This is a genomic window from Arthrobacter echini, from assembly GCF_008107445.1.
Classification (GTDB): Bacteria; Actinomycetota; Actinomycetes; order Actinomycetales; family Micrococcaceae; genus Arthrobacter_D; species Arthrobacter_D echini_A.
On the sequence record NZ_VSLD01000016.1, the window covers coordinates 1 to 14,740 of the forward strand.

Below are 14,740 nucleotides of genomic sequence, written 5' to 3' on the forward strand. Positions count from 1 at the left end.
CCACCGCCGGAGGCGGCAGAAAGCCCTCGGCAGACTGACCCCGATCGAATTTGAGACAATCAATAACATGGCACTAGCCGCTTAGAAACTATCAACCCCACGAGTCAACCAAACAGTGGGCAGTCCCGATCATCCGGTTGTGGGAGAACGCGTGGGAAGAGTTCACACCCTTCCTCTCCTACGACGTTGAGATCCGTACCGTGATCTGCTCCACGAACGCGATCGAGTCCCTCAACGCGCGCTACCGGTGGGCCGTGAGAGCCAGGGGACACTTTCCAACCGAGGCCGCCGCGCTCAAGTGCCTCTACCTGGTGACCCGGTCCCTTGACCCGACAGGTGCGGGCAGGACACGCTGGACAGTGCGGTGGAAGCCGGCCTTGAACGCGTTCGCGATCACCTTCGCCGACCGCTGGCCAGCAGCCGAAACCTACTAACCAAAAATGCCGGAAACACCGAAAACGTTACAGACCCAGGGATGCTCCTATATTCGTCAAGCGGCGGATTGAACCGTTGCCTGCTGTTCGAGGAGGGCCCGGTAGACGCTTAGGAACTCGCGATCGTTGAGGAGGCTTCTCTCGGCGCAGGAGCGCTTGGCGATGCTGCATCCCATGGTGTCTGCGGCTTGGGTGAGTGTGTAACCGGATTGGAGCCGCAACTGGCGCAGCTGGGCGGGGTCGATGTATGCAGGAGGGGTTGTGAGCAGGTGGTAGATCTCTCGGGCGATTGCTCGTTTGAGGCACCGCAGGATGTCTTTGGGTGATTTGCCTTCGCTCCTGCGCTTGGCTGCGTACGCACGAGTCCTCGGGCAGACGTGGAGGCGCACGAGTTGCGTCCCGCATAGTGGTGTAGCGGTTGCTGGGTTCGTCGTGGTGGTGGACATGAAAGCGGTCACCGCGTGATCCTTCGAGGACACTCTCACATCACACTCGAAAGGCATCATCACGATGACCGGTTCGAAGGACCCCTCACGGTCTCGGAGCACCTCGATCCCCACGGGGCCGATCTCGGTGAGCGCGGTCTTCGGTCTCGTGCCGTTACGCACGTTCTCCGCGATCGGCACCTCAACATGCTCATAGCCCAGGTGCTCCGTCGGTTCCGCCTCGAGCGCTGTCCCCAGCACATTCTTCGTCAGCTGGTTCAGCAGCCCACCGGGGCCGAGCAGGCTCACAACCCGTTCCCTGTCCTGGACGAGCTGTCGCTCGGCGAGTTGTTTCTGATCAATGATCTTCCCGGTCACAGAATCAATCATCGCCTCTGTTACCTCGGTCGTGTCAGTCACGGCCGTCCTCCTTTCGGATCGGACCGGACGCTCACACACCGTTTTTCTTACAGTACCGAACGGAGCGATCAGGACCTGTCCGTTTCTGCCGAACCGTTCGGCACCCATCCTGCGCTGCGCCTGAGTATCTCGGATGCGCAACGGATCTGGGTCCGACGGCCCTTAGATGCGGTCGCCTGCTGAACAAGACCGCTGCCTGTCCTGCGCTTAGCAGTGGTCGTGGCGGCCTGTGGCTGGCTCGAGTTGCAGGGTGGAGTGTCGGATGTCGAAATGCTCGCTGATACAGGAGTTGAGCTCGGCGAGGATTTTTTCGGCGCGGCCGCTGGAGAAGGCATCAGTGTCGAGCTGTACGTGCGCGGTCAGTGCCGGCAGGCCCGAGGTGATCGTCCAGGCGTGCAGGTCGTCCACGAGGACGACCCCGGGTACTTCCTCCATATGGCGGCGTACCTCGGCGAGATCGGTTTCCTCCGGCGTCGACTCCAGGAGCACCAGAACGACCGCCTTGAGGAGGCTGTAAGCGCGGGGGAGGATCAGGATTCCGATAGCGATGCTTGCCAGGCCGTCGGCGCGTGCGAACCCGGTGAACTGGATGACGAGTGCTGCGACGATCACAGCAATCGATCCGAGCATGTCGCCCAGGACCTCGAGGTACGCGCCACGGACGTTGAGGCTTTCCTTCTGCCCGCCCATGAGCAGCCGCAGGGCAACGAAGTTCGCGATCAGCCCCAGAGCCGCCGCGATCAGCATGATGGGGGCTTCGACCTCAACCGGTGCAAGGAAGCGCTTCGTTCCTTCGACCAGCATCAGGACGCCGATGACACCGACGACGAGGCCGTTGAGGAGGGCGGCGAGGACCTCCACCCTCTTCCACCCGAAGGTGCGGCGTTCCGTTGCCGGACGCGCCGATAGCCAGGTGGCGAAGATGGCGATAGCGAGGCCGAAGGAGTCGCTGAGCATGTGACCGGCGTCAGCTAACAGGGCCAGGGACCCGGACACCACGGCGCCGATCACCTCGATCAGCATGACCGAAAGAGTGATGGCCAAGGCAGCTACGAGCCGGCCCCGATGGGCGCCTCCCGCTGTCAGGCCATGGGAGTGTCCATGCCCGCCGCCGGCACTCTTACCGCCGCTGCCAGCAACACCCCGGTCATCGTCGTCACCGGCATGGCCGGACTGACTGCCATGTCCGGCGCTCACGCCGACACCACAGGACCCTTGAGAGCGGCTTCTCCTGTCGAACGGCGCCCCATGGACCCCGTATCCCCGATAGGTGTCAGCGGGGTGTCGTTGTGGTGACCCTGGTGGGCGGGGTCCTGCTCTCCCGGGGTGACGAGGCGTTCACCGGCGTGCAGGAGATCATCGAGGCCGGGGTGGGCCAGCCGGTACAGGGTTGCTCGCCCGTCGGGAGTCGCCGCGACCAACCCCGCGACTTTGAGCAGTGCCAGATGTGCCGAAACGGTCGATTGAGATAGACCGAGATGCGCCGAAAGCTCACCGACCCGATGCGGGCCGTCGGCTAGGCAGTGGATCAGTGTCAGCCGGGAAGGCTCTGACAGGGCCCGGAAGATGCGGGCTACATCCTCGTGTTGGTGCAGCTCATAATTGATCGCCATATAACGTTTATATCGTTAAGCGACGATGATAACAAACTAGGTTCCGTTATCCTGCAGGTTTCGCCCGAGCTGGGTCGGCGATCTGTTGTAGCAGTCGGTCCTTGAGCTTTCGTCGCAAGCGCCGGCGGGCCAGAAGCGCGGTGAGGGCGGCCGCCCAGTCGATGCCCAAGCATGCCAATGCGGCATTGAAAAGGGTGGGAGCGGGAGAAGTCGCGGAGTTCATGTCGCTAAGGAGCAGTGGTCCGAAGTACCACAGGAGGAGAACGGCGCTGGCGAACGCTGCTGCGGCGGCGGTGAGCATCAGTGGCTGCCGGCGGGACCGCGTTCCATTGCTCGCCAGCCCGATGGGCAGCATAAGCAGGCCAATGAACGTGAGCACTGGGCCGAGCGCAAGGAAGGGGGAGGACAGTGCGCCGGTGAGCATCAGCAGCAGTGCGATGCCCACGATCCGGCGGTGGACCAAAGGCAGCCTTATAGCCCTCGGACCGGCAGTGAGCAGCGCCTGGGTAAGATGCGCGGTGATCTGGTGCTGACTCGGTAGTGGATGTGCGGAGGTGGGGGTGTTTTGTTTCGATGAGCTCCCAACGGCTAGACCTTTGGGAGGAAACGCCTGTGGAGGATCTGCCGGAACGATGGTGTCTTCGATGACGAGTGCGGGCAGGTTCTGGGGCACAGGCCTGGACGGGGTCTGCCGGGCGCCGATCTTCACGAGGGTGATATTGGCGTAGGGCGCCAAATCTGTCAGAGACCGTTCGGTCCGTTGTTGGAGCTCCGCCATTGCGGGGTCGGTGTGGGAGAAGAGGAGTTCAATGTTCACGGGGTGAGTGACCTTCAGGCAGTGATGCGGGTGGGGGAGCGCTGCGCGCTGATCGTCAGGGGAGGGGACTCTGACGCCGGCTTCGCGCTTCCGTAAAGGGGCGAAGCGAGAGGCAGGCGCCAGAGATCAATTGAGTGGGCTTCCTAGCGTTTGTTCAGCTGGTGTCGGGCGAGTAGCGCCAGGATGACAGCGATGAGGACGCCGCCGATGGCCAGGTAGATGACGAAGTCCGGCAACCTGGTGGAGGAACCGGCAGGGTCGTCGGCCTGTGGTGACGAGGAAAGAACATCTTCGGTCGCTGCGCCTGGGGTACTTGGTTCACCTGTAGGTGATTCGACACTGCCACTGGATCCGGTTTGAGCGGCATTGCTTGTAAAGGAGTAGGTCCCTTCGATGGGGTGGTCATCGGAGGACACCACCCGCCATCGCACGGTGTAGGTGTCAGCTGGCGCACCTGCTCTCAGGGGTTGAATCGCCGTGTTGTTCACCACCCGAGCGGAACCTTCTGACCAGTTGTTGCCGGAGCTATCAGAGACGATGATGTCTACTCCGATACCAGAGGGCGGATTGGTGAAGGTGAGGACCACTTCAGCGGGCGCCACCTCGACGGTCGAGTCGGCCGCGGGGGAGCTGGTGGCGAGCCCATCGTGCGCCTTCGCTGCGCTGACCGGCCCCAGCAGCAGCAGGGTAGAGGCCAGGACGAGAGCTGCCATCCGTGCGAAGAATCCCGGTCGAGGGGCAGGGGCGGTGGTACGTGGTCGTGGTGTCATGACTGTTCCTTCCGTGCAGGATCAGGGTGGCTGCCGTTCTCGCGGCACCCACCCTGTTCTTGTGCGTCGTTAGTTCTGGCGCTGACCGCGGGTACGGGCAAGGGCCAGGGCGCCGACCAGGAGTCCCAGGACGCCGGCGCTTAGTCCGATCCAACCGAGGACGGTGCCCGAGGCGTCGGTCGTCGTGGCTGCCTGTTCAGGCTCGAGCTCGCTGGTGCCTGCCGCCGCTTCGTCGGTGGCTTCGGCGCTGGCCGCACCGTGGGAGTCTGTGCCCTCGGACGCAGTCGTGATGAAGGAGGGCGCCGGGTTCTCTGGTTCCTCCTCGCCTTCGATGGCCGGTTCGTCCCAGGCGCGTACGGTCCCATCTGCGTAGGACTGGGTGACGGGGAGCTCGACCGTGGTGCCGGCCTCCGGCAGTGTTCCTACGGAGAGCGAGAACGTCTGGTACTGCTGGGCGGTGAGCTGGTGCTCCTCGTCGTCGGCCGTCCAGATCACGGTCAACGGCGCTTCGGTCAGTGTCGCCCCGTCAACCTCGATCGACTCGGGCAGGTCACCCCGAATCACCTCGGAGGTCCACCCCTCGACGGGCTTCACACGCACGGAGGTGAAGGGTGTTTCGGTGGGAAGTGCGACCTCGATTTTGTTCGTGGTGGTGTCGGTCGACTCGCTGGGGACGCTGAACGTCAACTGCGAGTAGCCGCCTTCCGTCGTCGACGCCGGGTCGACGCTTACGTGGGCGGAAGCGGCGCCGGCGCCAGCGAGCAGCAGGCCCGACGTCGCAGCGAGTGCGGAGATACCGCGCAGAGTCCTGCGGGCCGGACGGCTAGCAGGCCCCGTCCAGTGCGCGGTGCCAGTGCCGGTAAAAGCAGCATCGTTGGAGGACGGGCCGGTGGGCAAGGGGGTGGTGCGTGAAGCGTGCATGGTGGTGTGCCTTTCGTGGGCCTCTGCGACAGGTCGGGTCGCGGGCGCTGAGCAGTGATGGTTGAAGGGGTTGCGCAGGCAACCGACCGATCACGTGTATGCGCGAACGATCAGCCGAGTGCCACTCTCCGGGGCGGGGAATGGTGGGGGGCCTCGTCGCACATCGCTCGGCACATTCCGTCGGGCGGGGGGAGCGACAGGCCGTTCGGCGTATTCGGCCAACTGTGGATACCCAATCACTGGCGCCGTTATGGGCAGCCCGATGGGGGGGCGCAGCCAGGCCAGGAGAGACCAGAAAGCGTCCTCACCGCGGGAGAGGACCCAGACCATCACGACGACGGCCAGCAGGTGTCCAATCACCATGACCGGAGTCGCACCACTGTCGACCAGGTGCGGGACAAGATGCCCGGACGTCGACTCGATGGGTGAGCACTGCATTACGGCGGCTGCATGATTCGCCACAACACCATGCACGCCCTGTGGTGCACAAGATGCCCGGCTCGAGAGCATCTCGAATGCATGATGCAACAGGATTTGACCGCCCCCAAGCAGACCACTTAGAACCGGGAGGGAAAGCCGGCGTCCTGCCAGAAAGGCAACTGGCATCAGGGCGAACAGTGCCAGCCCAACGAGCAGGGGCCACGCGGGCAAAGAACCTCGACCTGTTACATGCGCGCCGAGCGCGAGGGATGTCATACAGGACGTCACGATCATGGACCGGACAAAGCGTGCTGGAGCAGTGACCTGCATGCCGCCTTTCCTCCTCGTCCCCATCGCTCATTTTTGCCCTGTTGACACTACCGTCGCACCATTGCTGACCGGTGCTTTCTCTTCGTTCTCAACCGCGCCGCGGACCGTCCCTCAACGGCATAATCCAACCAGAAGCTGACGGTACCGGTGTGACCGGTATCGGCGTCTCGACGCCCCATCGACGCCCCATCGACGCGTCGACAGGTCAAGTATGTTCCTGACCCATGTGTCCCACCCACCATCGATACACATGACAATGTATTATTGGTGGTGTGAAAACCTTGCTGCAGTCGGCCGTACTCGCGAAGTTCGGCTACGCCCTGTCGGATCCGACCCGTGCGCAGGTGCTCTTAACCCTTCGGAAGGGGCCCGCCTACCCCAGCGACCTAGCCGAATTGGCTGGGGTGAGTCGGCAGAACCTATCCAACCATCTGACCTGCTTGCGCGGCTGTGGCCTGGTCGTCGCAGTTCCTGAAGGTCGGCGGGTCCGCTACGAGCTTGCCGACAGGAAACTCGGTGACGCCCTGACTGCCCTCTTGGACGTCGTCGCGGTTACTGATATCGAGTGCTGCTGCACCACTACAACGAATCACATCAATGAAAAGGCCTGCTGCTGATGAGCGCCCACACTCCATCCACCTCGGCGCACCCAGCACCCCCAGCGCCGACAGTGCAGCGGCGTGCGGTCCTGTCCCGGCGGATCCGACTCTTCGTCGCCGCGACCATCACCTATAACGTTATCGAAGCAATTGTCGCCATAAGCGCCGGCACTGTTGCGTCCTCGAGCGCTCTGATTGGGTTCGGTCTGGACTCCATCGTGGAGGTCCTCTCCGCGGCGGCCGTGGCTTGGCAGTTCGCCGGCCGCGACCCCGAAGCCCGAGAGAAGACTGCGCTGCGCCTGATCGCGTTCTCGTTCTTCGGGCTCGCCGCGTTCGTGACCCTCGATGCCATCCGGACCCTGCTCGGCGCATCCGATGTCCAGCACTCGTCGGTGGGGATCGTCCTCGCCGCGGTGAGCCTTGCCGTGATGCCGTTCCTGTCGTGGGCGCAGCGCCGGGCCGGACGGGAGCTCGGTTCACGCTCGGCTGTCGCAGACTCGAAGCAGACCCTGCTGTGCACCTATCTATCCGGGGTCCTGCTGGTGGGTCTGCTGCTCAACAGCATCCTCGGCTGGTCCTGGGCCGATCCGATCGCAGCCCTGGTTATTGCCGCCGTCGCCATCAAGGAAGGCCTTGAGGCGTGGAAGGGCGACTCCTGCTGCGCGCCGTCCTTTGAAACCCTCGACGACGAAAGCAGTGATACCCATGGGGGCACCCCAGACGGCGGTACGGACTCGTGCCGTAGCACCGACACCTCGACGGACTCAATCGCTGCGATGACGGGCACTTCCCTGGGGCTCTCACCGTTGATACTGGGAGTACGACCCGCAGAACCCGTTGCCATGGGAAGCCTTCCGGCAGGCACACCAGCAAACATGCCGTCAACGCCTGCGAAGGCATCCTGTACTTGCTGCACGCACGATTAGAACACGAAGCAAGCCCCGATTTACCCGGATCCACCCGGGTTCACCATGAGTTCCCCTGCATTCGGCGGGGAATGAGCAGGACCACGCAGTTCCATGACGAGGAGACACCATCGTGCCGACCCCTGCCCCCGCTCCAGTTAAGGCCCCTGACGCGAAAAGGGGCCTGAGCCTGCAGAACCGGATCGTGATCGGCCTACTCGCTGCCGTCGCCCTCGTCGTCGGTCTGCTGGTCCTGTTCAATGCTCTCAGTAAGGACAAGGGGCAGGCCTCGGGCACGATCACCGCAACGGCCGAGGTCGTCCGTGAGGACAGCCACCGGCTGTCCCAGGCACCGGAGGAGAAGGCCGTCCTGGTCGAGTTCCTCGACTTCGAATGCGAAGCCTGCCTCGCCGCGTACCCGGTCGTGGACGACCTCTCCGAGGAGTACGGGGAAAACCTGACCGTCGTCGCGCGATACTTCCCGTTGCCCGGGCACCGGAACTCTGAAACCGCGGCTGTCGCTGTCGAAGCCGCCGCGCAGCAGGGCAAGTTCAAGGAGATGCACGCCCGCATGTATGAGACGCAGAGCGAGTGGGGTGAAACCGATGAGGATCGGTCGCCGCTCTTCAGGGGCTACGCCGAGGACCTGGGCCTGGACATGGCCGCCTACGACGCGGCCATCGCTGATCCCGCAACGACGAAGCGCGTAACCATCGACAAGAACGACGGCATGGCCCTAAACGTCGAGGGAACCCCGACCTTTTTCCTCGACGGACGGAAAATCCAGCCTGCCACGATCGAAGAATTCCGCAGCCTCATCGAAACCGCCATCGCGGATTGACCTACCCTCACCGGCGAAAGACCGCTATGGCGCACCCAACAATCAATAACGCTCCATCAGACCAGAGATCTGCACGCGACGACGACGAATCGCTACCCGGCTTCACACGCAGGGTCCCGTTCGGAATCATACTCGTGGCCACCGGCGTCACCGGCTGGGTTGCTGCCGGCATCCTGATCCTCGAAAAGCTCGAGCTGTATCGGAACCCGGACCACGTCACGAGCTGCGACATCAACCCCTGGGTATCCTGCGGGCAGGTCATGGAAACCTGGCAATCCGAGCTCTTCGGCTTTCCCAACCCCTTCATCGGACTCGTCGGCTTCACGATCATCATCACCACCGGTATGGCCTTATTCGCCGGCGCCCAATTAAACCGCTGGTACTGGGCAGGCCTGCAGGTCGGCGTCACCCTCGGGGCGGTGTTCGCGACCTGGCTGTGGAGCCAAGCCCTGTTCGACATCTACATCCTCTGCCTCTACTGCATGATCGTGTGGGCGGCGATGATCCCCTTGTTCATCCTCACCACCGTTCGCAACCTAGTTCACGGCATCATTCCCGCACCGGTCTCATTCACCCGCGGGCTCGCGGCATGGACCGGACCGATCATTGTTCTCACCTACATTGCCGTCACCGCATCCGTGTTTTTCCGCTTCCTCCACGTCTTCACCTAGGTTTCTATAACCGCTCCGGTACCACCCAGATCGCTCTCAGCCCAATAGTTGATGGAATTGAAAATAAACATGTCAGTACAGACAGCATCACTCCTCTGCGCAGCACTTCGTTCATAACCACTTATAACCAGCAATCACCCACCCGTGCGGCAACCCACGTCCTTGGAGCACCTGTATTCGCAGGTCCCGAACACTTTGTCTCACCCGCTAAGTTGACGAACAGATGGGGTCCTCCTTGGGGGACGCGGTCTAATCAGTGGCTCTCCGAACTGCTTCGGGTGCTGCCAGATTCATGGTCCGTGGCTGAAGGTGATGTGCCGCTTCATTGAGGTCGGCCGGGCTCGGGGCTGAGAGGCACCTCCTGGATCAGGGACGTTACTGTCCACCGGTAGAATGGGGGGAGACCAGCTCGTTAAAGACGAACGATGTAGCAGGAGCATTGGGAGAGCCATGCATCGGATGATGTTCTTGAACCCCTCTGCCGTTTCCTCGCCGGCCCGGTGGCACCTGCGGGTCCTCGTTCTCCTGCTGGGCATCACCATCCTGCACGTGTGGGCCGGCCCCGCGCTTTCCGACAGCAGTGGCGTACCCGTACAGCCTGCCTCCATGACGGCCATCTTGCAGCAGGAACCTTCCGCCCCCGCAGCCCCGATGCCTGCCGACGTCCTTCACCAGAGCCCGTCCCCTCTTACAGGGCAAAACTTGGGTCAGGACGCTCTCTTGGGAGATCTGTATGCTGCCGCTTGTCCCGAGGGGCATGTGGTTGCGACCACCTTGTGTTCGATGGTGCTCATAGTTGCTGGTCTTCTTGGCCTTTATTGTTTTCGCGCCATGTTCTTCCTACCCGGTAGTGACAGGCCGCGCGAGGTACAACCTTCGATTCCGGCCCCTCGGCACTCGGACGGCGTCTCCTTATTGCAACTGTCGATCAGCCGCATCTAGGATTCAGCGCTCCCCTCAAGCACACCCCACTCCTTCGCCACGGTTCACGACTGCCGGACGACTCCTATCTACTTCTCGCGCAGCGCTCTCACGCTTTCCTGCTGTGTGCTGTTGCGTTCCAAGGACCATAACTATGACCTCCACGCATCACCCTGAAACTCTCATCTGCCCGGCAATCACCACGGCCTGGCCGGTACATCACCGATGACCATCGGCGAATACTTCGCGGACGGCGTCCAGTCCGGGGCGCTGCTGGCCGCGATACCGCTGGCGATGATCGCAGGGCTCGTGTCCTTCCTCTCCCCCTGCATCCTGCCGCTCATCCCCGGCTATCTGGGCTACGTGTCTGGCCTGGCAGAACCAAGCCGACCGGACAACCGGCGCAGACTGCTGACCGGGGTGGCCCTGTTCATCCTCGGCTTCGCCCTCGTGTTCACCCTCTACGGTGCTGCGTTCGGTGTCATCGGTTCCTGGCTACTCCGCTGGCAGGACCCCCTGATCCGGGTTCTCGGCGTGTTCGTCATCGTGATGGGACTGGCTCTGATCGGCCAGCTATCATTCCTCCAGCGGACCGCCAAAATGTCGTGGCGGCCTCGCACCGGCGTCGCCGGTGCACCCCTGCTCGGTGTGGTCTTCGGTCTGGGCTGGACGCCCTGCATGGGCCCCACCCTGAGCGCAGTCCTGGCACTGAGCACCACCACCGGCACGGCGTGGCGTGGCGCGCTCCTCGGTTTCGTCTACTGCCTCGGCCTAGGCATACCGTTCATCCTCGTTGCGCTCGGAGTGCAATGGGTTACCACCGCGCTGTCTTTCGTTCGACGCCACATCCGCGTCTTCAACCTCATCGGCGGAGCCCTGCTCATCGCGGTTGGAGTCCTCATGGTGACCGGCCTCTGGATGCTGTGGATCTACCAGCTCCAGAACCTCGCAGGAACCTTCCTCACCCCCGTCTGATGCTTCCGCCGAACGCATCCCACCACCGCGCACACCACGATCGAGAAGAGATCTCCTCATGAGTGTTCCCACGTATACCGCCCGAAATTTACCCTTCGCACCAGGAGCTCCGTGTGCGCCGCGTGTGCGCCTAGGGGAAGCCTCGGCGCCGCGAAGGTCGCGCCTCCACGCGCGCATGTCCAGCCTCGTAGCTCTGCTGGTGGCGACATTGCTCGTCACTGGATGCTCGGCGCAGAACAACTCCCTTGCCGAGCAGGCCGCCGCCGGCGACGAAAAAAACTATATTGCCGGTGATGGGTCAGTCGCCGAGTACGCTCCCGGTTCCCGGAGCGAACCCGTGGACGTCTCAGGTGAGCTCTTCGACGGAACGACCGTCGACTCCGGCCAATGGGCAGGCGACGTCGTCGTCCTGAATGTCTGGTACGCGGCCTGCGCTCCCTGCCGGGTCGAAGCGCCCATGCTGCAGACACTGAACACCTTCTTCGCGCCCGAAGGCGTCCGGTTCTATGGCATCAACGTCCGCGACGAAAAACCTACGGCTGAGGCATTCGAACGGAATTTCGGCATCACTTATCCCAGTTTCGTAGACCGCGATGGGAAGCTACTTCTTAGCCTCACCCGGTATGTTCCACCGCAGGCCGTACCCACAACCCTGGTCCTCGACCGGCAGGGGCACGTCAGCGCCCGTATCCTCGGAATCGCCGACGAAAGCACCTTGAGGACCCTGATCGCAGACACACTCGCTGAAGGCAACCCCGCCACACCACCTGCACCGCCGACGACAGCAGGAGCCGACGATGCCAGCTAATCCCACACCCCAACAAGCACCCGACCAAGCACCCGACCAAGCACCCGACCAAGCACCCGACCAAGCGTCCGAGCGCGGTCTCGATCCGAGGCCTGGACAGATAGACGAGATCTCGGTTTCCAGTCTGAGCGCCGGTGAAATGCTCCGCTGGGTGTGGCGGCAGCTCACCAGCATGAGGACGGCCCTGCAGTTGTTACTGCTGCTGGCCGTGGCCGCCGTCCCCGGCTCACTGTTCCCGCAACGCCGAGCCAATCCTGCGGTCGTCACCCAGTACTTGAAGGACAACCCCGATACCGGTCTCTGGCTTGACCGCCTGCAGATGTTCGATGTCTTCTCCTCGGTCTGGTTCTCGGCGATCTACCTCCTTCTCTTCACCTCTCTCGTCGGATGCGTCCTCCCTCGCACCAAAGCTCACCTGAAAGCACTGCGATCAGCACCTCCGCGCACACCCCGAGGGTTCTCGCGACTCCCTCAGCACGGGAGCATCGTCCTGAACAGTGACGGCGCACAAACGCCTGCCCCCGACCCGGCCACGGCAGTCAGGGACGCCGCAGCGATCCTACGCAAGCTCCGGTACAGGGTCGACATCCGCGACGCAGACACGGCCACACCGTCGGTGGGTGCAGAGCGGGGTTTCATGAAGGAAGCAGGGAACCTGCTGTTCCACACCGCTCTCATCGGCGTGCTGATATCCGCTGCTATCGGCGGGATGTTCGGCTACAGGGGACAGAAACTCATCGTCGAGGGGGAAGGTTTCACCAACGCCCTCGTCGGTTATGACTCCTTTTCCCCCGGCACCAACTTCGACCCCGGCACCCTCACTCCCTTCGCGTTAACCCTGAACGACTTCGATGTCCGCTTCAACCGGGACGAGCAAGGTACCTACGGACAGCCCTTGGACTTCACCGCGCGAATGACCGTGCAGGAAAGCCCGGACCAACCTGCTGAGGACCGGGTTCTGAAGGTCAACGCCCCCATCGGCATCGGCGGCACGAATGTATATCTCGTCGGGAATGGATATGCACCCGTCATTGAGGTCCGCGACGGGGAAGGAAATATCGCCTTCTCTGGCCCCGTTCCGTCCCAACCGACGGACTCTGCCTACACATCGACCATTGTCATCAAGGCTCCTGACTCAAATCCTGACCAGCTGGGATTCGTCGGTTTCTTTCTTCCCACTGCTGTTGTTGACAGCGAAGGTCTGGCTTTTGGATCCGACCCGGATCCTTTCAACCCGCGGCTGAACCTTAACTCCTACTATGGCGATCTCGGCCTAGACGATGGAACGCCGCGATCGGTGTATCAACTGGACACCACGGACCTGATTCAACTCAACGGGCGGGACCTGGACGGAGGCGGCATCGTGCTCGAGCCCGGGCAAACCTACGATTTACCCGAGGGGCGAGGGTCGATCACGTTCGACGATTTGAAACGTTTCGTCGCCCTCGACATCACCTACGATCCGGGCAAGATCGGTGCTCTGGTCTTCTCCTCCCTCGCCCTGACCGGCCTCATCCTCTCGCTCATCACCACGCGTCGGCGCGCATGGATCAAAGCGAGTGCAACACCGGAGGCAGGCACGATCCTCGAGTACGGACTCCTCGCGCGGGGAGAAGACCCGGGTCTACGGAATGAGGCCACTCGACTCGAGCAGGCACTGTCGTCCTACTGGGGCGTCACCCCAGCCCACGAGCCCGAGACACTCGTACGTCCATCTGATGACCCTCGGGTTCGTGACCGGTGACGTGCACCTACTCATTGATTCGCCACAGCGCTAACCCCACATGCCTGCCCTATGGGATGAATCCACCAGTGACCCGGCCGCCGCCCTGCTGCTCATTGTCGACATCATCCTCACCAATAACTTCCCAGGCACCAGTCACCACCATCCATTACGCAGATCGGACTTCACCCATGGATCAGCCACACGAAATCCCGAACCGCACTCCACTCACCACGAAGCCCCCGGCTCAGGGGGGCAGTTTCCTGTACGAAGAGCGCCTTTATCCGAGCGTCGGGATCTGGGTCGTCACCATCGGCCTATCCATCGTGCCCGCTGTCATCTTCGCGCCGATCAATATGCTGATCGGCGTCGTCGCAGCCGCCATCACCTTGGCTGTTTTGGTCTTCGCGCTCATCGTCTCAACGCCCACGATCCGCGTAACAAACGCAGAAGTACGTGTGGGACGAGCGACCATCGAGCGACAGTATCTAGGCCGAGCCCAAGGTTTCATCGGTGAGAATGCCACAGCACAACGGGGTAATCGCTTGCATGGTCTGGCCTACCTCTGCATCCGCGGATGGATCGACGGAGTGGTCCGCGTTGAAGTGTTAGACGAGGAGGACAAGGCACCCTACTGGCTCTTCTCTTCCCGGCGGCCGCAGGTACTTAGCCGAACCCTGAACGACACCCGTTTTCAATCTAAACAGGAGGGACTATCTCATTAACGGTGTTTCCGGCGGTTTTCATTAGTAGGTTTCTGCTGCCGGCCAGCGGTCGGCGAAGGTGATGGCGAAGGCGTTGAGAGCGGGCTTCCACCGTACTGTCCATCGGGTGCGGCCCTGACCGGTGGGGTCCAGGCTACGAGTGACAAGATACAGGCACTTCAACGCAGCCTGCTCTGTCGGGAAGTGTCCACGGGCCCTCACAGCACGCCGGTAGCGGGCGTTGAGAGGCTCGATCGCATTTGGTCGAGCAGATCACCTTGCGGATCTCGACGTCGTAGTCCAGGAACGGGATGAAGGGACTGCCCACTGTTTGGTTGACTCGTGGGGTTGATAGTTTCTAAGCGGCTAGTGCCATGTTATTGATTGTCTCAAATTCGATCGGGGTCAGTCTGCCGAGGGCTTTCTGCCGCCTCCGGCGGTGG

General features: G+C 62.4%; 13 protein-coding genes and 3 pseudogenes. 9 read left to right on the forward strand and 7 right to left on the reverse strand.

Annotated elements, in window-relative coordinates; genetic code table 11:
- Positions 1-128: 128 nt before the first annotated feature.
- A pseudogene (locus FQ377_RS14380) lies at positions 129-434 on the forward strand (transposase); the annotation flags it as partial.
- Positions 435-940: 506 nt separating this feature from the next.
- Here FQ377_RS14380 and FQ377_RS15355 read toward each other — a convergent pair.
- The 6 genes and pseudogenes from FQ377_RS15355 to FQ377_RS14410 form a co-directional block, all read right to left on the reverse strand.
- Positions 941-1,249 (reverse strand): annotated as a pseudogene (locus FQ377_RS15355) (transposase); the annotation flags it as partial.
- A gap of 237 nt (positions 1,250-1,486) precedes the next feature.
- Entirely contained in the window at positions 1,487-2,365 is an 879-nt protein-coding gene (locus FQ377_RS14390; protein ID WP_262364486.1) for a cation diffusion facilitator family transporter, read from the reverse strand.
- A gap of 107 nt (positions 2,366-2,472) precedes the next feature.
- The gene (locus FQ377_RS14395; protein ID WP_136455039.1) at positions 2,473-2,892 is read right to left on the reverse strand and encodes an ArsR/SmtB family transcription factor; all 420 of its coding nucleotides are present in this window, start codon (positions 2,890-2,892) and stop codon (positions 2,473-2,475) included.
- Between the two features lie 46 nt (positions 2,893-2,938).
- Positions 2,939-3,709 (reverse strand): hypothetical protein, encoded by a 771-nt coding sequence (locus FQ377_RS14400; RefSeq protein WP_136455040.1) that lies wholly within the window; start codon positions 3,707-3,709, stop codon positions 2,939-2,941.
- Between the two features lie 143 nt (positions 3,710-3,852).
- The gene (locus tag FQ377_RS14405; protein WP_136455042.1) at positions 3,853-4,479 is read right to left on the reverse strand and encodes a copper resistance CopC family protein; all 627 of its coding nucleotides are present in this window, start codon (positions 4,477-4,479) and stop codon (positions 3,853-3,855) included.
- A gap of 69 nt (positions 4,480-4,548) precedes the next feature.
- A complete protein-coding gene (locus FQ377_RS14410; RefSeq protein WP_136455044.1) occupies positions 4,549-5,400 on the reverse strand; it encodes a YcnI family copper-binding membrane protein in 852 nt (283 codons plus the stop codon).
- 1,022 nt (positions 5,401-6,422) lie between these two features.
- Here FQ377_RS14410 and FQ377_RS14415 point away from each other — a divergent pair.
- The 8 genes from FQ377_RS14415 (at position 6,423) to FQ377_RS14450 (ending at position 14,318) form a co-directional block, all read left to right on the forward strand.
- Positions 6,423-6,767, forward strand: a complete 345-nt coding sequence (locus FQ377_RS14415; protein WP_136455045.1) for an ArsR/SmtB family transcription factor — start codon at positions 6,423-6,425, stop codon at positions 6,765-6,767.
- Positions 6,767-7,675, forward strand: a complete 909-nt coding sequence (locus FQ377_RS14420; RefSeq protein ID WP_211096866.1) for a cation efflux transmembrane domain-containing protein — start codon at positions 6,767-6,769, stop codon at positions 7,673-7,675. The genes FQ377_RS14415 and FQ377_RS14420 overlap by 1 nt, the downstream gene beginning before the upstream one ends.
- Before the next feature lie 184 nt (positions 7,676-7,859).
- On the forward strand, positions 7,860-8,495 hold the full coding sequence (locus FQ377_RS14425; protein WP_262364485.1) for a DsbA family protein: 636 nt from the start codon (positions 7,860-7,862) through the stop codon (positions 8,493-8,495).
- Between the two features lie 134 nt (positions 8,496-8,629).
- The gene (locus tag FQ377_RS14430) at positions 8,630-9,166 is read left to right on the forward strand and encodes a vitamin K epoxide reductase family protein (protein WP_316245936.1); all 537 of its coding nucleotides are present in this window, start codon (positions 8,630-8,632) and stop codon (positions 9,164-9,166) included.
- A gap of 1,146 nt (positions 9,167-10,312) precedes the next feature.
- Entirely contained in the window at positions 10,313-11,062 is a 750-nt protein-coding gene (locus tag FQ377_RS14435) for a cytochrome c biogenesis CcdA family protein (RefSeq protein ID WP_136455048.1), read from the forward strand.
- Positions 11,063-11,237: 175 nt separating this feature from the next.
- Positions 11,238-11,870, forward strand: a complete 633-nt coding sequence (locus tag FQ377_RS14440) for a TlpA family protein disulfide reductase (RefSeq protein ID WP_136455050.1) — start codon at positions 11,238-11,240, stop codon at positions 11,868-11,870.
- A 172-nt stretch (positions 11,871-12,042) separates the two neighbouring features.
- Positions 12,043-13,614, forward strand: a complete 1,572-nt coding sequence (gene resB / locus FQ377_RS14445) for a cytochrome c biogenesis protein ResB (RefSeq protein WP_316245937.1) — start codon at positions 12,043-12,045, stop codon at positions 13,612-13,614.
- Positions 13,615-13,784: 170 nt separating this feature from the next.
- Positions 13,785-14,318 carry a DUF3093 domain-containing protein gene (locus FQ377_RS14450; RefSeq protein ID WP_136455053.1) on the forward strand — a complete coding sequence of 178 codons (534 nt, stop codon included), beginning with the start codon at positions 13,785-13,787 and terminating at the stop codon, positions 14,316-14,318.
- A 21-nt stretch (positions 14,319-14,339) separates the two neighbouring features.
- Here the strand turns inward: FQ377_RS14450 and FQ377_RS14455 are convergent.
- Positions 14,340-14,613: pseudogene (locus tag FQ377_RS14455) on the reverse strand (transposase); the annotation flags it as partial.
- Positions 14,614-14,740 lie beyond the last annotated feature (127 nt).

What these genes read in the sequence shown, in the direction of transcription:
- FQ377_RS14395 (WP_136455039.1), bottom strand. Translation starts at nt 2,892, where the DNA reads ATGGCGATCAATTATGAGCTGCACCAACACGAGGATGTAGCCCGCATC.
- FQ377_RS14405 (WP_136455042.1), bottom strand. Translation starts at nt 4,479, where the DNA reads ATGACACCACGACCACGTACCACCGCCCCTGCCCCTCGACCGGGATTC.
- FQ377_RS14410 (WP_136455044.1), bottom strand. Translation starts at nt 5,400, where the DNA reads ATGCACGCTTCACGCACCACCCCCTTGCCCACCGGCCCGTCCTCCAAC.
- FQ377_RS14420 (WP_211096866.1), top strand. Translation starts at nt 6,767, where the DNA reads ATGAGCGCCCACACTCCATCCACCTCGGCGCACCCAGCACCCCCAGCG.
- FQ377_RS14435 (WP_136455048.1), top strand. Translation starts at nt 10,313, where the DNA reads ATGACCATCGGCGAATACTTCGCGGACGGCGTCCAGTCCGGGGCGCTG.
- FQ377_RS14440 (WP_136455050.1), top strand. Translation starts at nt 11,238, where the DNA reads ATGTCCAGCCTCGTAGCTCTGCTGGTGGCGACATTGCTCGTCACTGGA.
- resB (WP_316245937.1), top strand. Translation starts at nt 12,043, where the DNA reads ATGAGGACGGCCCTGCAGTTGTTACTGCTGCTGGCCGTGGCCGCCGTC.
- FQ377_RS14450 (WP_136455053.1), top strand. Translation starts at nt 13,785, where the DNA reads ATGGATCAGCCACACGAAATCCCGAACCGCACTCCACTCACCACGAAG.